Source organism: Nostoc sp., assembly GCF_036918245.1.
In the GTDB taxonomy this organism is placed as follows: domain Bacteria; phylum Cyanobacteriota; class Cyanobacteriia; order Cyanobacteriales; family Nostocaceae; genus Nostoc.
The window spans coordinates 1-17,617 of the sequence record NZ_JBALEF010000037.1 but is presented as its reverse complement, the minus strand read 5'-3'; the positions used below and the strand labels follow the sequence as shown (position 1 = coordinate 17,617).

Here is a 17,617-nt window from a genome sequence, read left to right as displayed (position 1 = left end):
TTTGACTGCTGCCTAAATAGGTTACATTGCAGCAAAAAATTAATATTTATTTAAATAGTGTTGAGATGCTTTCTAACAGGTATAAATAAATATTAGACAAACTCAGATATCACCTTCGTTGCTTAGGTCATGTTAAACAACATTACGTTAAAAAACTTAAAAATAGGTGCTAAATTTAATTTACTTTTAATATTAGTTTTCATAGTCAGTATTGTGGGAAGTGGCTTTGCCTTATCCAGTGTACTTCAAGGGAGAGCGCAAAATGAAGTGGCTTCTCAAGCACAGACTCTCATCCAAATGGTGAACGCAGTTAGAGATTATACACAAAATCGTATAGTTCCTCTATTGGAACCTAGATTAGATACTAACCCAACATTCATGCCTGAAGTAGTACCAACTTTTTCCTCTAAAGAGGTTTTTGAGAATTTTCGTAAAAAGCCGGAATATAAAAACTTTTTTCATAAAGATGCAACACTTAATCCAACTAATTTAGCAGATAAAGCCGATAGTTTTGAAACTCAACTTGTAGAACGTTTTCGCAACGAACCCAAGACTCTAGAAATTACTGGCTTTCGCACCTTATCAGAAGGCGAAGTATTTTATATTGCCCAACCACTCAAGATTACACAGCAGCAATGTCTGCGATGTCATACTACACCAGAGCAGGCTCCTAAGAGTCAGCTGGTAACTTATGGATCGGAAAATGGTTTTGGCTGGAAACTGAATCAGATTGTTTCTGCCCAAATAATCTCTGTTCCTTCTGAAGAGATTTTTGCCAATGCCAAACGGACTTGGATCTTGATAATGGGACTTTTAATTGCGATTTTTGCGCTCATAGTTTTCTTAATTAACTTCTTAATTACAAAATATGTGATTCAGCGCATCAGAAGAATAGAGAAAATAGCTCAAAAAGTTAGTATTGGTGATATGAGCGCTGATTTTGAAGAAAGGTCTCATGATGAAATTGGCGGGTTAGCAGAAGCATTTAATCGTATGAAAGCTAGCTTAAAAATAGCTTTGGAGATGCTGAATAATCAAGGCTAATAATCCGTAACTCATGGAGAGAAAAACGCAATTTTGAAAAAATCAAGAAAGTAAGCGTTGCTCAAATTGCAAAGCTTTTTGAGGTTCGGGGATTTGTGATGCTAAAATTTTCACAAATTCTGCACGAGAGATTTGTCCAGAAGATTTAACAGTTTTTTGGACTAGAAATTTAGCTATTGGGCCAATTAAATCAGCCAACTCACGTTCGCACTCTTCCAGAAATTTGTCACTGATGACTTTAGATTCTTGGTTTAGTAAATTATTTGAGTTAATACCAGATTGGTCGGATTTAACAGTAATTTCTTGTAGTAGAGTAGGTTTCTCTAGTAGAAACATTGTTTTCTTCTTAAAATCAATTTGTTGATTTTCTCGAAGATGAAGGGCTAATTGACTAATTAATTCTTCAAAATTGGACGCTGATGCCGCAACTTGTCGTAGTAATCTTGAGGCAATGGGGCCGACAAATTCTAAAAGAATTGTTTCTAAGCGGTTGTAATTTTCCCCAGACAGAATAGAAGCAGGTGGATACCCAATTATTGAGTTTTGTTGAGAAAGCGAAGCTTGAGGCGGTTGTGTAAAAGATGGTAGTTGAAGTGATTGCGCTTCTACTCTAGTATCGAGATCCTTAAGCACGTGTAAAACTTCAGCCGCAGACTGATAACGCTGTTTAAAGTGATGTAGCACCATCTTAGATAGCACAGATGCCAACTCAGAACTGACGTTAGCTTGATGCTGCCAAGAAATTTCTCCTGTATCTGGGTCTTCCTCAAAGTTTATAGGGTGTAACCCTGTCAGCGATTGTATACCTATAATGCCCAAGGAATAAATATCACTGTTGGGGCGGGGCTTACCTTGCCCCTGTTCTGTAGACATATATCCGGGAGTACCAATGATAATAGTAGCCCCCGTGTGCCCTGCAATTGTGAGCAGTTGAGTTTGGACTTGTTTAACAGCGCCAAAGTCAATCAGCACTAACTTACCGTCTTGTTGCCGCCTAATTATATTGTCCGGTTTGATATCTCGATGAATAACGTTGTGGCTGTGAATAAATTGTAGAATACCCAAAACCTGTTGGAGCAGTTGAATTACTTGATCTTCTGTCCAAGGTTGATTGGGGGATAGTTCCGCTTTCAGGGTATGTCCTTCAATGAACTCTTGCACCAAGAAGAACTCTTGGTTGTCTTCAAAATAGGCTAAAAGCCGAGGAATCTGGTCATGGTAGCCCAATTGTTCTAGTGTTTCTGCCTCACTAGTAAATAGCCGTCTGGCAGTTTCGAGAAATTCAGGGCTACGAGTGACGGGCTTAAGGTGTTTGACAACGCATTTTGGGAAACCTGGTCGATGGGTATCTTGGGCTATGTAGGTTTGACCGAATCCACCTCCACCTAATATCTGGACGACTTGGTAACGTCCGTCTAATAATTGTCCTAACATTGTGTCACAAGCCTTAAGTCCTCAAATTAATCTTGACACAACTACCAGTTTTGGTAAGGTTTGTTGAGACAAATAGTAGGTAGTGTCAAAATTTCAAGCAAGGTTTTTTGAGGATTGTATTACAAGTTTATGACTAACTAGACTCCAGATCGGCTTGTAGGCATATTATTGTTGAAGCTTTAATAATTCCTCAGAAATCGCCAGTGCCTCAAGTTTTGAAGTAGTTGTTGGTTGAGAGACTACGCTAACTTCTCCTAATTGAGTTTTATCTACAAAATAGGTGATTCCCCGAAAGCTCAATTTATAGGCTACTGGCGCTAGAGGAGCTTCCGCCGATTTGGAATTTGGCTCAACACGATAGTTAACGCCACGGTACATCAAATTATAAGCTGGCCGAATTTGAGGAACTGGTTGAAACGGCTGTTCTGTTTTTTTGCTGCCAACTTTGCTTGAGCCGTATTCGTAGCTCAGACCACGATAGTAAAGTTTCATAATTTTCGCCTCCTGAATAACTGTTTTTCAACAATGCCAATGACTTATCAGAGATTGATTGGAATGTTATGCAAGAGCAAAAAAAAACTTACACTTTTTCCGTAAATTCGTGTAAATATTCGCATTTTAAGTGCTTATCATTATTATCAATATCTTTGAGATTGGATTCAGGGTGGATTAGAGTCAAAGTATAAACTGACTATCTTGGTAAAGAAGATTATGTTTAAGTTTTGCTCATGTACGGGCAAAGACTCTAAAATCTTTTTGGGATTTTAGAGTCTTACATCCTTATAGGGTGGGATGAAATACGATATAACAATGTCTGTTACTACAACAAGGGGAACCCCCAATAACACACTGGCTCCTTTTACAGCAGTTTTCATGTATTTGAACCACACCTGTCGTAGGGGCGCAAAGCCTTGCGCCCCTACCGCGTGGTCTATTTACCTGAAAATAGCTGTAAGTGCCGTGACAAACTAGTTTATGTTACTAACAGCTTTGCTCATTTTCGGGAATGCAATCATCGTATTACTTACCGATGCTGTGCGCGATCGCAAACTTTTAAGCGCGAATGCAATCTTGACGAGAAGATCGCCAAATTTCAGCCGAGTGCATTTCTGGATCAAGAACATCAACCTCAGGTAGCAAGCTAAAACTGCCAGGGGAACTTTTGTCTAAGACTATGTTTCTTTGAGTTCATTACCACAACACCCAACAATAGCAAGAAGCTGTCGTGCATCTAAATTGTACTTTTTGGAGGCTGAAAAGTTCGCTGTAAGATTTTCAGCTTGAAAAATTAAATGTATCTCAGCTTTATCTACACAATTCGGCGTTTAGCTGCATCTGCTTCTTGAATATCTCCTTGGCAAAATTTTAAGCACTATTACTTATTGACAAATTGTTTATGACCTTAACCTGTCAAGGATGCCTTGCAAATCCCCTGCTCCCGTATGCTTACCCTTTTCATTCGGGGGTTACGTGGTTAACAATGGGTTGAATGTTTTTTTAAATGATTCAACTTTATGGCTAGAACCGCAAATGAATATGCCGTATACCTCCTACTGGAAAGCGGCCACCGAGAAGAAGTGCGTTTTCCTACTATTCAAGAGTTTCAGAAATGGTATAGCGGCGAACTTGTGCCAAAATCTGCTTCTAATGACTTTATTAGCGTGCCGATCAAAAATATTCAAGGGGAATATATGGTAGTACGCCCTTCTCGGATTGTAGCAATCCGGGTAGAACCTATTTTTAGTTCCAGTGTTGAAAGATTCAACTAAATGATGAGAAAAACCCTTGCTTTGCTTTCCTTGAGTTTAGGAATTGCCCTTGTAAATCCTCTCTGGTCGGCTGTTGCTCAGGTTCCTAACTTACTGCCCTTACCAATACCGACTACTCCTGATCTTCCACCTATACCAATACCAATCACTCCTGAGATCGCGCCACCGCTAATACCAATCACTATCGGAAGCGATTGTACACTCCGGCCGACTTGCTTGGGTTGGGATGAGCAAATTTGGAGTCAAAGAGGTAAAACAGGCGTTGGCGCTTCGCCCACCGGAGGTGATCGCAAAGCGATGTTGGCTTCCATCGATAACAGTCTGCTTTACCTAACAAAGGGTGATGCGATCGCAGCATATCAAAATTATCCGATGAAGGAAATTACTCTCGATCGCGTCCGCCGGAGTTTGCTACGTTTCCGCCAACTGGTTGTCAGTTCTAACTCAGCAGCGCAACTACAAGCTGCTGTCCAGCGTGAGTTTGTCTTCTACCAATCTGTGGGCAACGATGGCAAGGGTACTGTTAAGTTCACTGCTTACTACGAACCTGTTTACACCGCTAGCCGTGTCAGAACTGCAATATATAAGTATCCTCTTTATCGGCTACCACCTGATTTTAGCCAATGGCCTAAACCCCACCCAAAACGAATTGATTTGGAAGGGAAGGATGGTTTAAAAGGGAATAAGAGCAAGTTACGCGGTTTAGAACTGCTTTGGTTTCGCGATCGCCTAGAGGCATACATGGTACATATCCAAGGTTCTGCCCAAATTAAATTAACCAATGGCAAAACAACATCAATTGGCTATGCCGGTGGAACTGATTATCCTTGGACTAGTATCGGTAAAGAACTTGCCAAAGATGGCAAACTTCCACTAAATGGATTGACAATGCCACGGATGATTAGTTATTTCCGGCAAAAACCCCAGGAGTTGAGCAATTATCTCCCGCGCTGGAAACGGTTTATTTTCTTCCAAGAAACTGGTGGTACTGCTGCTACAGGCAGTATTCATGTACCGGTGACAGCAGAACGTTCTATTGCTACAGATAAGTCTCTCATGCCACCGGGAGCGTTAGCCCTGATTTACAACTCATTTCCCTATCCTATCGGTGGTGGCAAACTAGAGAGGCGTACTGTCAGCCGCTTTGTGCTTGACCAAGATACAGGAAGCGCCATTAAAGGGCCGGGCCGGGTGGATTATTTCATGGGATCTGGTAAACTAGCAGGCGATCGCGCCGGTGTCACAGGCGGTAATGGCTCACTATATTATTTGCTGCTCAAAGAATAAAGTTAGGAGTTAGGAGTTATTAATTCAAAACTCATCACTCCTCACTCCTCACTCATCACTCTCCTTAATACGGTGGATAAGCAAAATCATCTTCATCAGCATAAACGTAAGAGTTGGAAACTCCTGCCATTGCCAATTTAGGGGTTTCTGATTTTACAGGTTCCTTGCCAAAATCTTTGTATTCTTCAAAAGTCTTACAAATCATTGCAGACTCAAGAGCATCAGAAGCAATTAAATATTGCGTTAAAGTACCTACTGTGGGATGTTTGTAGTCTACAGTTGAAGCTACCAAAACTGTATTTGGTTCAATGCCTCTTTCTTCACATTCAATGATGGGAGAAAAAATCCCGTGAGCATGGAATAAAGGGCCTTTTGGTGTCAAAGGTTGCTTGCGGTAGATAGCATAAGCTTTTTCTAGTTCAGCAACGAATCCACTAACTACTTTGCCTTGTTGATATTCGCAGTAGGTTTTGCTGAAACTCGCTCCGGCTGCACCATTGAGAGTTAGTTGTAGTGGTGATTCATGTAAAAACTTTTTATTCTCACCCACGATAAAAATTAGATAGCGAGTAAAGGTTTTAAATTTAAGTTTGTCGGCTAAAAAAGCATCATAATTATCTTTGAGCGTACCCAGTTTTAGACCACTTTCCCGGTCTTTAACAGACAATGGCCCCCGACGCACTATAACCAAGCGTGGAGTAGCAGTAATAAAGACTGTTTCTACCCCAGAGCTAAATTCATGCTCAACTTGCTGCCAATTATCATCTGGCACAAAGCCGACAGCATTGGCATTATCCAGCTTAATCGCCAAACCGTGAGATTGTATACCATCTGTGCCATACCGAGGATTAATCATCTGACACCAGGGAAGGACTTGAGAAGGCGGTGCATTAAATTTCTCGTCTTCAAAGTCGAAATTAGCAGATGCTTTCATCGTTTTAGGCTATCAAAGTGTTTTATTGAACAAGGTTATCGGCAGGGCGCTGATCCTGAAGAGCCAGTTATGTGCTGTGGTTCCCAAAGTTTAAGAACATTAAGCTGGCGTAGTAGTTTTTCTAGAGTAAGACAGAATCAATCTATGTTGCAATCCCTGTTTAGTTTTTTAACAACAAATTCTTTCTTTGGCATCTCTCTATCTCCCTGCAATTTTCTGCTATTTTCGCTCAATAATGCGATCTACTTTTTGTTCCTCTCGTGGTTAAGTTCAAATCAGCAAATTACTGTGGACTTAAAGCAGCGAGAGTCCTCAAATCAGGTGCTTCTAAATCAGGTTGAGTGACTGCTGGTAAATTCGCACTAACCCCTTGCTCTGCTCGACGATTTACCCAGACTGTTGATAATCCCAAAGATTTGGCTGTCACGATATCATGATATACACTAGCAGCAACATGTAATATCTGCTCTAGGGGCAAATCAATTCTCTCAATAGCCAGTCTGAAGTTGTTGAAGGAGGGTTTGTAGCTTTTTGCCTGTTCTGCTGTGATTATTTCGTCAAATTCCACCTCCAAGTGCTTTGCCGAGAAAGCAAAGAGATCGTCATCTACATTTGAGATAATTACCAGCTTAAACTTTTGCTTTAAAGTTCTAAGTGCCTCAACTGTATCGGGGAAAGGCAGCCAATGCTGAATCGAATCGGCAAGTGAATTTAGTTCGTCAGCAGTTGGCTCAAAGCCAAATCGTTCACCAAATTTCTGAACTACTCTTTTCAAAACTTCTCGATATTTGATATATTCCCCTTTTTCCAGTTCTGCTTCAAATTCAGCAAAAATATTGAGAATTTGCTCGTCATCCAAATTAAAATTAGTGTTGTGTGCCAGCAGAAGTGGCTTTAGCACTCTTAAGATGCCATTCTCCCAATCAATTAGGGTTCCGTAACAATCGAAAGTTAAAGCCTTATACTGATTTAATTCAATCACCTTTTTATACTCCAGAGCTTGATTAATAGGGTTCAGTTTTCACAAACCAAAAGACGGGTGAATCCATCCGCGTTGACGCAGCCCGCCGCAGGCATCGCCGCATCCACTGTTCTTGAAGTCTCTGAATATTTCTTCTATATCAGGTTATTGGCTGCTAAAAGATTGGCAATGAGTGAACCGCAAGGGTCGTTTTACTGTTACTACCTGCGTTAGAGAGCATTGCTAACCGAAGTTGTATGGGCGTTATCCAAATAAATTGATATTACAATGTTACTAAGTTTAGGGTATGGGATAATAGTTGTTTCAGAAAGGAAATTTTTTCACTGGTAAAGACAGCTCAAAATTGACAATCTTGATAAGGAAAGTTTGTATATATCTAGCTTATCAATCAATGAATAAAACTGCTGCACTTAAATTTCCCCGTTTGACAACCTCCAATTAAACCAAATTCTAATGCTTATATCTTGAAAATGAACCAAGGTGAAATGGTTTGTTAATCTACTTTTATTGCGTCAGTGGCAAGGCTCGAATAAGTTCTCTAATCACATCCGTTGCTGGCCTGCCTGTCTGTTCACAATATTTTTCAAGGTTTTTGGCTTCATTTGATGCCAGGTTTATAGTGATTCGCTTGACCGCCCATTTTTTGTTCATACTGAAACAGATAAATCGTGTAATCATAACTTCAAATCCTGATTTTACCTTCCAACTGGAAAGTAACCTAAATTTTGGATATACTGAGATACCCTTTCAATAGGACACGTTGTAAATAAATATTGCAGGTATGCTTTACTGATTTACTAACTTGTCTATAAATGATAAAGGAAGAATCAATATTTTGTACTCTATCATTTAATTTTTTACCCCTTTTAGCTTAGGCTGTAGTCTCATGCTTAACGTTCGCTGTGCATAGCTTGCTATGCACAGCAGCAACCACAGGACAAGGGTGACAGATAAAGTCGCCAGTGTTTACAACAAGAGCGAACGAATGGTCTAGAGTAAGCGAATTCAAACGCACTTGCCAAATAAAGATAAATTCTCAAAGTATCCCTGTCTTTTCAATGTTCATTCATCATTGAAGGTGCAGGTTGAGAGCTATATTATTACTCGATTGGTAGAAAATATCTATGGCATCTAGTTAATTCTAGATGCTCCAAATTTTACAGCCTTTCAATTAAACTATAAGCCTGCTTTATTCACCTCAATAACTCAATTAGTATTGGCAGAATATCTATTTAGATCATTCTAATTGAATTCATAATTGAAGCTTGATTGCAATAAATTTATAATGAACAATATTGCAAAAAGCCTTAACCTAAATTTGTACTAACTTTAACTCAACCTTTGCTTAGACTGTATGCCTTAGTAAGAAGATTGTGTAGTAACTATAGTAAAATACTGTATCCCAATCGAATTTTAGATGTATTTTTACCATTAATCCAGAGCTAAAAGTCAAATTGGAGGTTCTTACGAGTTGCTATTTACTCCATTAAAGATTGGAGATTCATGAAACTGCAACTGAGCCAATTACATATACTCTGAGCCAAATTAGCTGGAGCGTAGACACATGAGACGCACAGATGCTGCTTGAATAGCGGAAAACTAAGTGTCTACGCCCACAGCATGACATTTGCATATTTTCTGTGGAGTTTTCTTAACTATTCTTGAGGAGTACAAATGCTTGAGGCTATCGCTGTTGCTTGGTTATTACTGTTTTTTGGCGATTTTCTATCTACATTCTTTTACCATGTACCCGAGCACGTTTTTGGTAGCCTTCATTTAAAAACGCACCACTCCTGGAAAAAGGACTTCCGCCACTATGCTATTTTGACTTTTAATCCCCAGGTTCTTTTAGATGGTATCTTGGGAGCTTTACCTTATGTACTTGTAGCAGTAGTATTGTGGTCTTTCTCTCCCATTGGCGTTATCTCTGGATTACTGCTTGGTCAGTTTCATGTATGGTGGAGACACATAAGTGTACTGGGTTGGCAAACTCCAAAGCCTGTAAATATCTTATGTCAAATTCTATTTATTACCACTCCTGAGAGACACTGGTTACATCATCACAAAACGAATTTAGGTTTCGGCGATATTTTCACCTTCTTTGAACAACCTGCACAAATGTGGTTGCGCTGGCTGCGATTACTCAGACTTCGTTTTCGCGACTCTCGGATCTAACTAAAACTAGCGCTTACCTAAATACTTTTTAAAATTACCAAAAGAAGCTGCGATCGCAGCTTCTTTTGGTACACTCAAGGCGATTATTCTACTCTTAGAAATGCCTTCATTTATATACTCAAAAGCTAATTCCCAATTTATGAGGAGTAGCAACAAGAGACATTAATTTACCATAGATTTAAATCTATACTTTTATCTAATTAATAATTTATTACTTATAGTTGTTCTAGAAATTATCAAACAGTAAGCGAGTTATAAGAACGGAAGAATGCCTCTGGTAACAAGTTTAAAGGTATTTGCTACCGCTCGACTTCGCTGTTATATCGCTAAGGTTTTTGGGAAAACTAGTCTTAATTAGTAAAATATTATATCCCTAGATTTTTATGACAATTTCTCTCTTTTCGGGAGATGCTAGGCCTAGCTTGCTTATGCAAAGGAGTACGGATAGCTACGGTAAAGGTGGCAGGAGGTTGCAATACAGTGTAGGTTTCTCTTTGAGACACTACTCCAACGAACCAACACTGATTGTGAGAAATTTGCAACCTGCTCTAGATGAGGTGTTTCATGCCCGCAGTTAGCCTCAGAAAGATGCTCAACAAAAAAGAGTTGCCATCTCTTATTCATAAATTAGTCTACCAGTTCAACATCGCGATTGATGTTGAACTGGTAGACGGCACGAAGCTGATTAGCATTGGGGAGCAAACTGTGGAAAACCGATATCCAATCGAGGTTTCAGGAGAAATCATCGGTTGGGTTGTTGGAGAAGAACAGGCAACTATACTTGCAAATTTGCTCTCATTTCTGGCAAAGCAGGAAGCTGAGAAGAAAGTACTCGCCAAAGAATTGCTAGAGCGATATCAGGAAATTGATTTGTTTGACGATATCTCGACTCAACTGACAACAAGTTTAGATACGCGACAGATTGCCCAACTTGTGCTTCAAGAATTGAGTCAATTAATTGAATCATCTGCGGGGATGATTCTGCTTTTGAGTCCAGATGCAACTGCGTTTGAAATCATTGCCGAATTTGGAGTGTTTTTTGACCACAATCAGCCGGAACCGGGTAAGGGAATTATCGGCAACATTGTGCAATCCAACCGGGCTGAACTTGTCAATGATGTGCAAGCTGATTCTCGATTAGAGGGGCAAAAAAACGTTAGTGCAATGATTTGTGTACCGTTGCGAGCCAAAGAACGGGTACTGGGAGCGATCGCTATTGGAACGCCCAAAACTGACTCATACAAGGCTGAACACCTGAAACTGGTGAGTATCTTTGCCTCTCAAACAGCGATCGCTATTGACAAAGCTGTGCTTTACGAACAAAGTACTCAAGCAGCCGTCCAGGCAAAAGCCCAAACACAGAAGCTTCAGCAAGCTCTCCATGAGTTGCAATTAGCCCAAACTCAGTTAATCCAAAGCGAAAAAATGTCCAGTCTTGGACAACTCATTGCCGGAGTTGCCCACGAAATCAACAACCCGGTTAACTTTATTTGCGGCAATTTAAAGTATGTTGCCGAATACGCCCAAGACTTGTTGCACCTGTTGGAAAAGTATCAAAAGTTCCTACCTGTTGCTCCTCCAGAACTGGAATCAGAGTTAGACAACATAGACCTGGAATTTATCATGCAGGATCTCCCCAAACTGTTAGATTCGATGAAACTAGGCACAAGTCGCATTGTAGAAATTGTCCAATCCCTGAAAAATTTCTCCCGCCATGATGAAGCTGAAATGAAAGCCGTGAACATCCACGATGGCATCGATGGAACGCTAATGATTCTTCATCATCGTCTGAAAGCAGATGTTCATCGTCCGGCAATTGAAATTGTTAAAGACTATGCAAAACTTCCTCTAATTGAATGCTATCCCGGACAATTGAATCAGGTGTTTATGAACATCCTGGCAAATGCCATTGATGCTTTGGAAGAAAGCATGGAAAATTGGAGACTCAAAAATAATCCTCAATCCCCAACCCCCAATCCCCAAATCACTATTCGTACCAAAGCCCTTGACCAACAGTGGGTTGTAATTCGCATTGCTGACAACGGCCCAGGCATGAAGGAAGAGGTAATTCGCCGCATTTACGATCCCTTCTTCACCACGAAAGATGTTGGTAAAGGAACCGGACTAGGCATGGCAATCAGCTACCAAATTGTTGTGGACAGACATGGGGGAATGCTCAAGTGTCGTTCTCAACCAGGTGAAGGGACAGAATTCTGGATTCAGATTCCGTTAAATTGTGCATTTGCAGACGCTACTGAAGAACAGAATTGCACCTCTGCCTCGCCAACTCCCACAACCGAATCATCTCCCACTCCCGATGCCGACGGCTTCATTCCATCAACAGCTCCAATGCTCAAACCTACGGATTTGTTGAGCCGCCATACTCAACTGATCCAGCGACTTTCACAGCACAATCCAGATGTGGAAGGTGCATCACCCGATCAAATTTACCAGATGTTTCAACGCCACCCAATTTCGTTAAAGCTTTACGCCACTTTGTTGTCTTGGTTCTGTTGTTCTAACCCTACTCAAATACGCCACTAAAGAAACCTCAACCATGTTTAACCAACTTGATGAATACAATAGTCAGCTATTTGAACTATGTCCTGTTGGGCTAGCACTATGCCGAACAGATGGAACACTAATTAACATCAACCCCGCCTATGCTGCCATTTTGGGGCGTACTGTTCCAGAAACCCTAAATCTCACCTACTGGCAGATTACCCCAGAAAAATATGCTGCTACAGAGCAATCTAGCCTAGAAGACTTGGAACGAACTGGTCGCTATGGGCCTTATGAGAAGGAGTACATTCACAAAGGCGGGCATCTGGTTCCGGTAAGGTTATCTGGACTGATGATTGAGAAGGATGGGGAGCAATTAATCTGGTCTAGTGTAGAGGAGATCAGCGACCTTCGACGCGTTCAGCAGGAACGCCAACATCATGAACAAATCCTGAAACAGAGTGAAGCCCGATACCGCTCTTTGGTAACTGCTAATACACAAATTGTCTGGGTAAGCACACCGGATGGAATTTGCTTTGAACTGGCAAGCTGGATAGCCTATACAGGTCAAAGTCTAGCTGAAGCAGAAAATGGGGGCTGGATTGATGCCGTTCATCCTGACGATCGCCCCTACACCGGAGAAGCCTGGGGTGTTGCCGTGGCAAATCTGAGCATGTATCAAATTGAATATCGAATTCGGGGCCAGGATGGCAACTATCGCTACTTTTGGGTCTGGGGTGCCCCCGTCATCGAAGATGATGGTAGCGTCCGGGAGTGGATTGGCACCTGCACCGATATTCACGATCGCAAGCTGGCAGAAGCCGAAAATCAGTGTCTGAAAGAACGATATCGATCGTTAGTAACTGCTACTTCACAGATCGTCTGGGCAGCTACCCCGGAAGGACTGGGAATAAGCAGTGAAATGCTCACCTGGATAGCCTATACGGGGCAGAGCGAAGCTGAAGTTGAGGGTTGGGGCTGGATTGATCCAATTCACCCCGATGACCGTGCCGACTCTACAGAAGTTTGGAATGCTGCTGTGGCGAACCGAGGTATCTACCAAACCGAATATCGGTTGCGTGGCAAGGATGGCACATACCGCGACTTCTCTGTCTGTGGTGCGCCCGTGCTGGAAGAAGACGGCAGCATTCGGGAATGGATTGGCACTTGTACTGATATTCACGATCGCAAGCTGGCAGAAGCTGAAAATCAACGTTTATTGGATATGTTGAATCATTCCAGCGATGCGATCATCGTCCGCGACATGACCGAGAAAATCTTGTACTGGAATCAAGGTGCCGAAACTCTCTACGGTTGGACGCGTGAGGAAGTAAAAGGCCAATACATTCACGCATTTATTAAAAAAACCTTTCCAAAACCAAAACAAGCAATTATAGCAGAGTTATTAGAGCAAGGCAATTGGGAAGGAGAAGTGCAACACCTGACTCATGAGGGCAGACTGATTACCGTGCAGAGCCGATGGACGTTGCAACGGGACATCTCTGGTCAGCCCTGTGCGGTGCTGGAAATTAATACCGATATCACTGCCCGCAAACAAGCAGAAATCGCTCTGCGGCAACTAAATCAAGACCTAGAAGCCAGAGTTGCAGAGCGGACGGCTGCGCTACAAAATACCCTAGCAGAAGCGCAAGGATTAAATGCCATTTTAGATAACTTAGCAGATGGTTTGTTAGTGGCAGACACCGCAGGACAAATCACCCACTTCAATCCTGCCTTTTTAGCCATGTATGGATTGACAGCTACTGCCCTCAACGGTCACTACCGAGAACTGCCGATATCTGGTTTAGTAGACCTGGTTGCACGAACTCAGTCCCATCCCCAAGAGGTGTTTTCTGCCGAAGTTGCACTGACGAAGGAACGCATTGGTCAGGCAGTTGCAACCGCCATTTTCAAAAAGACAGCAGATCCAGAACCCGCTGCCTGCTTCGGTTCGGCACTGCTGATTCGGGATGTAACGGCAGAAAAGGAGATTGACCAGATGAAGACCGATTTCATTTCAACAGTTTCCCATGAGCTGCGGACGCCACTGACTTCTGTTCTCGGTTTTGCGTCGATCATTAAAGAAAAGCTGGAAACTGATGTGTTCCCAATAATTTCTACCGAAGACCGCAAGCTTCAGAAAACGATCAAGCGGGTGGGTGACAATCTCAACATTATTGTGTCGGAAGCAGAACGGCTCACGTCTTTGATTAACGATGTCCTGGACATCGCCAAGATGGAAGCAGGTAAGGTGGAATGGCAGATGCAGCCCATTGATCCCAGCGAATTACTGGATTGGGCAAGCAATTCTACCGCCGGGTTATTTGAAACCAATGGCTTGCAGTTGGTGTGCGAGATTGAACCTGGACTGCCTCAGATAATAGGCGATCGCAACCGTTTGCTGCAAGTTCTAATCAACCTGATTTCCAATGCCGTTAAGTTTACTGAATCTGGTTGTGTCACCTGCCGCGTCAAACAAGAAAACGACGGTGTTTGCATTAGCGTCATCGATACAGGCATTGGGATTGCGCCTGAAGACCAGCCGAAAGTATTCGAGAAATTCCGCCAAGTTGGCGACACCCTCACCGACAAACCCAAAGGCACAGGGTTAGGACTGCCCATCTGTAAACAAATCGTCGATCATCACGGCGGTAGAATCTGGGTTGAGAGTGAACCAGGTAACGGCAGCATATTCTCCTTCATCATTCCCACCTACGCTTGCGATCAAAAAACCACTGCTAATCTGAATTTGGATACGCTAGTCAAACAACTCAAAGAACACGTCATCACCAAAAACGCTGTGCTGAAGCAAAACCGTAAGACCATTTTGGTTGTAGATGATGACGCTAACATTCGGGAACTGCTCCGTCAACAACTGGAAAACGAAGGCTACAACGTTCGCGAAGCAAAGGACGGCATGGATGCAATTCATCAAATCAAAACAGCCCGTCCCGATCTGATTCTCTTGGACGTAATGATGCCCCAAATCAACGGCTTCGATGTGGCAGCCGTTCTCAAAAACGATCCTCAAACCGCAGATATTCCGATTATTATTCTGTCAATTATTGAAAACAAGGAACGGGGCTACCATATTGGCATCGATCGCTATCTCACCAAGCCCATTGACACAGAAAAACTCCTCAACGAAATTGGCTCACTGCTTTACCAAGGCACTTCTAGTAAAAAGGTATTGGTTGTAGATAAAAATGCATCAGCCTTAAAAACCCTAGCAGATGTACTGCAAACTCAGGGATACAGTGTGATTGAAGCCTCCGATCCGCAAGAATGCATTTATAAAGCCCTGTCAGCCAAACCTGACATGATTATCATTGATTCTATCTTCTCTCAAGAAGCCGATTTGGTGAAAACCCTACGCTTTGAGAAGGAGTTGGAAAATGTATTTTTTATTATGCTGTCCGAACAGTAATTGCTAGGGAGTGGGGATTGGAGACTGGGGACTGGGGACTGGGGACTGGGTACTAGGTACTGGAAAAAATTAGTTGAACCTTACTATATAATCTAATCTCCAATCCCCAGTCCCCAATCCCTAATCCCCAGTCCCTAATCCCCAATCCCCAATACCCAATCCCTATGACCCAGAAAATTCTAATTGTTGACGATGAACCTAATATCTTGATTTTGATGGAACAAGCCTTAGAAGCATTAGAAGATGAGGGTGTTGAACTTTTAACTGCTAGAAATGGAGAAGAAGCTCTCGAAACCATCAAAACTGAAAAACCAAACCTGGTTTTTCTTGATGTGATGATGCCGAAAATGAATGGTTTGCAAGTCTGCCATATTGTAAAAAACGACTTGCAAATGGCTGACATATACATTGTAATCTTGACAGCTAAAGGGCAGGAATTTGATAAACAAAAAGGAATTGAGGTTGGTGCAGACTTATATTTAACTAAACCATTTCGTCCCAAAGAAGTACTTCAAAAATCAATGCAGGTGTTGGGTTTGTGAGGAAAGTTATGAAGGTTTTTCATCTGCGATCGCAGCTTTTTAGTTGGCTTAAATTCAGAATTATTGGATAAGAGGAGGGGGAGACAAGGTCAATCATCCTTCTATCCCTTTGTTATCTTCTTGACGCTAGGTCTGCCCTGCAATCAATACAACTCTAAAATTTCTAATTCTGCTGAGAGTGGAAAGCCAAATTTTTCATGATAATGAGGAAACTTGAGTAAGAATAGGCATAAAGGTTTATTTTGGTAAAAAGCTTTTAGCTTAAATATGCGAACTTCAAAACCTTCCTTTTCTGCTTCTTGTGATTCAGAAAAGCTTCCAGGAAAAATTTCATCGAAATGAATTTCAAATTTCCTGGCAGCTTCCAAAAAAGGCTTGCCAATCAATCTAGCAGCATTGTCATAGGCAGGGTTAGGTATTACTCTCCTATACTGGCTTTCGTCGAATCCAGCTCTGAAAATAAATTCAAAAAAACCGCTAAATATCTTGAGGTTTTCACTTGTATTAAAATTTTGCCAACCTTGAACTAAACTATCTTGGAGTTCTTGACAAAGATTAATTATAAATTCATTTTTTCCAGAATTGATTTCTATAGTATTCGTTTCCATTTTTACCTTTTTTTTTAATGGTGATTTATTTACAAAAAATCTGCTTAATTTCAATATTTATAAAGCCCATAAATCAAAACAATATTGCAATCTCAAACCAAAAGATTTCAGATATTGATCCAAACAAAAATATAGGAGTTTAAAAATACCTCTATTCCAGCACGTCTTAGTAATGAAGTGCCATCAGCAGATTTCAACTTCGCGGATCATATAATCCTTTCAACTCGCTAAATTTTATTTCTAACCTATAAACTGTATAAAATACTAAGTCGGAATACTTATGTGCTTATAGTGCCATATTAAAATAATATAAGTCAACAATATTAGTCATAAATTAAAAAATTACTCAATATTATATTGACAAGTTTATATTTACTTAAAATTTATATCTAGAAAAGCAATTTTACGCTAAAAATACGGACAACATAGATCGCAGTGTAAGATAAGTCAATAAAAACGGACTCAAACTCACTCAATTGAGTCCGTTTAAACTGATTCTTGCACCAGTCCCAACAACTGCTTTAGAATGAATTTCGAGGCCAATAGCTCAAGTCTTCTAAAAAAGACCGAACAAGGGCTTGATTCCATGCTTAGTAGAATTGAGCTACAAGAAAGAGAAATTTATTTCTGGGTGGGCGATCGTCCATTGGTGTCAACTTAACGTAAAAACCTTGTAATGAGGTTATATAAAACTTACTCAATTACCAATCAATCCTGAGTGACCCCACCCCGGCTTTGCTGACGCAAAACCTCCCCTCCCCTTACTAAGGGGAGGGGTTGGGGCTGGGGTAAAGCGTATGTGGAACAAGCGTTTGAGCTTAACCCTCTTTTGTCACTCTAGGCAGAGGAAAAATAGAAATAAGGGATATTGAAGTTTTGAAAAATTGAACGAGTCAGATTATTGACAATCATT

At 41.3% G+C, this 17,617-nt stretch carries 14 protein-coding genes; 8 read left to right on the top strand and 6 right to left on the bottom strand.

Features of this window, described 5'->3' with window-relative positions; translation table 11 throughout:
- Positions 1-129 precede the first annotated feature (129 nt).
- Entirely contained in the window at positions 130-1,044 is a 915-nt protein-coding gene (locus V7L12_RS08765) for a c-type heme family protein (protein WP_335083908.1), read from the top strand.
- Positions 1,045-1,086: 42 nt separating this feature from the next.
- Here the strand turns inward: V7L12_RS08765 and V7L12_RS08760 are convergent, their stop codons facing one another.
- Together V7L12_RS08760 and V7L12_RS08755 are read right to left on the bottom strand one after the other, a co-directional pair.
- Positions 1,087-2,478, bottom strand: coding sequence for a serine/threonine-protein kinase (locus V7L12_RS08760; protein WP_334821851.1), 1,392 nt, complete (start codon positions 2,476-2,478; stop codon positions 1,087-1,089).
- A gap of 165 nt (positions 2,479-2,643) precedes the next feature.
- Entirely contained in the window at positions 2,644-2,970 is a 327-nt protein-coding gene (locus V7L12_RS08755; RefSeq protein WP_334821850.1) for a DUF4278 domain-containing protein, read from the bottom strand.
- A 419-nt stretch (positions 2,971-3,389) separates the two neighbouring features.
- Here V7L12_RS08755 and V7L12_RS08750 point away from each other — a divergent pair, with 419 nt between their 5' ends.
- The 3 genes from V7L12_RS08750 to mltA all read left to right on the top strand — a co-directional run bounded on the left by V7L12_RS08750 (position 3,390) and on the right by mltA (position 5,534).
- Entirely contained in the window at positions 3,390-3,623 is a 234-nt protein-coding gene (locus V7L12_RS08750) for a hypothetical protein (protein WP_335083906.1), read from the top strand.
- Positions 3,624-3,992: 369 nt separating this feature from the next.
- Positions 3,993-4,247, top strand: coding sequence for a hypothetical protein (locus V7L12_RS08745; RefSeq protein ID WP_190728057.1), 255 nt, complete (start codon positions 3,993-3,995; stop codon positions 4,245-4,247).
- Between the two features lie 3 nt (positions 4,248-4,250).
- Positions 4,251-5,534, top strand: a complete 1,284-nt coding sequence (gene mltA, locus V7L12_RS08740) for a murein transglycosylase A (RefSeq protein ID WP_335083930.1) — start codon at positions 4,251-4,253, stop codon at positions 5,532-5,534.
- Positions 5,535-5,598: 64 nt separating this feature from the next.
- On the opposite strand, the gene V7L12_RS08735 is transcribed toward mltA, so the two are convergent.
- The 3 genes from V7L12_RS08735 to V7L12_RS08725 all read right to left on the bottom strand — a co-directional run bounded on the left by V7L12_RS08735 (position 5,599) and on the right by V7L12_RS08725 (position 8,101).
- Complete coding sequence (locus V7L12_RS08735; protein WP_334821848.1) at positions 5,599-6,468, bottom strand: DUF5895 domain-containing protein; 870 nt, start codon at positions 6,466-6,468, stop codon at positions 5,599-5,601.
- A gap of 283 nt (positions 6,469-6,751) precedes the next feature.
- Positions 6,752-7,450: a haloacid dehalogenase type II gene (locus V7L12_RS08730; RefSeq protein ID WP_335083904.1), complete on the bottom strand. Its 699-nt coding sequence runs from the start codon at positions 7,448-7,450 to the stop codon at positions 6,752-6,754.
- Positions 7,451-7,954: 504 nt separating this feature from the next.
- A complete protein-coding gene (locus tag V7L12_RS08725; protein ID WP_334821869.1) occupies positions 7,955-8,101 on the bottom strand; it encodes a ribbon-helix-helix protein, CopG family in 147 nt (48 codons plus the stop codon).
- 1,023 nt (positions 8,102-9,124) lie between these two features.
- On the opposite strand from V7L12_RS08725, the gene V7L12_RS08720 reads away from it, so the two are divergent.
- The 4 genes from V7L12_RS08720 (at position 9,125) to V7L12_RS08705 (ending at position 16,096) form a co-directional block, all read left to right on the top strand.
- Positions 9,125-9,625, top strand: coding sequence for a fatty acid hydroxylase (locus tag V7L12_RS08720; RefSeq protein WP_334821846.1), 501 nt, complete (start codon positions 9,125-9,127; stop codon positions 9,623-9,625).
- Positions 9,626-10,189: 564 nt separating this feature from the next.
- Positions 10,190-12,169, top strand: coding sequence for a GAF domain-containing sensor histidine kinase (locus V7L12_RS08715; protein ID WP_335083901.1), 1,980 nt, complete (start codon positions 10,190-10,192; stop codon positions 12,167-12,169).
- A 13-nt stretch (positions 12,170-12,182) separates the two neighbouring features.
- Complete coding sequence (locus V7L12_RS08710; protein ID WP_335083899.1) at positions 12,183-15,554, top strand: PAS domain S-box protein; 3,372 nt, start codon at positions 12,183-12,185, stop codon at positions 15,552-15,554.
- Between the two features lie 164 nt (positions 15,555-15,718).
- Positions 15,719-16,096, top strand: a complete 378-nt coding sequence (locus tag V7L12_RS08705) for a response regulator (protein WP_335083897.1) — start codon at positions 15,719-15,721, stop codon at positions 16,094-16,096.
- A gap of 143 nt (positions 16,097-16,239) precedes the next feature.
- Here the strand turns inward: V7L12_RS08705 and V7L12_RS08700 are convergent, their stop codons facing one another.
- A complete protein-coding gene (locus V7L12_RS08700) occupies positions 16,240-16,704 on the bottom strand; it encodes a hypothetical protein (protein WP_335083895.1) in 465 nt (154 codons plus the stop codon).
- Positions 16,705-17,617 lie beyond the last annotated feature (913 nt).

Coding starts and splice junctions, on each gene's coding strand:
- mltA (WP_335083930.1), top strand. CDS start 4,251: ATGAGAAAAACCCTTGCTTTGCTTTCCTTGAGTTTAGGAATTGCCCTT.
- V7L12_RS08720 (WP_334821846.1), top strand. CDS start 9,125: ATGCTTGAGGCTATCGCTGTTGCTTGGTTATTACTGTTTTTTGGCGAT.
- V7L12_RS08705 (WP_335083897.1), top strand. CDS start 15,719: ATGACCCAGAAAATTCTAATTGTTGACGATGAACCTAATATCTTGATT.
- V7L12_RS08755 (WP_334821850.1), bottom strand. CDS start 2,970: ATGAAACTTTACTATCGTGGTCTGAGCTACGAATACGGCTCAAGCAAA.
- V7L12_RS08700 (WP_335083895.1), bottom strand. CDS start 16,704: ATGGAAACGAATACTATAGAAATCAATTCTGGAAAAAATGAATTTATA.
- V7L12_RS08715 (WP_335083901.1), top strand. CDS start 10,190: ATGCCCGCAGTTAGCCTCAGAAAGATGCTCAACAAAAAAGAGTTGCCA.
- V7L12_RS08745 (WP_190728057.1), top strand. CDS start 3,993: ATGGCTAGAACCGCAAATGAATATGCCGTATACCTCCTACTGGAAAGC.
- V7L12_RS08735 (WP_334821848.1), bottom strand. CDS start 6,468: ATGAAAGCATCTGCTAATTTCGACTTTGAAGACGAGAAATTTAATGCA.
- V7L12_RS08710 (WP_335083899.1), top strand. CDS start 12,183: ATGTTTAACCAACTTGATGAATACAATAGTCAGCTATTTGAACTATGT.
- V7L12_RS08760 (WP_334821851.1), bottom strand. CDS start 2,478: ATGTTAGGACAATTATTAGACGGACGTTACCAAGTCGTCCAGATATTA.
- V7L12_RS08765 (WP_335083908.1), top strand. CDS start 130: ATGTTAAACAACATTACGTTAAAAAACTTAAAAATAGGTGCTAAATTT.
- V7L12_RS08725 (WP_334821869.1), bottom strand. CDS start 8,101: ATGAACAAAAAATGGGCGGTCAAGCGAATCACTATAAACCTGGCATCA.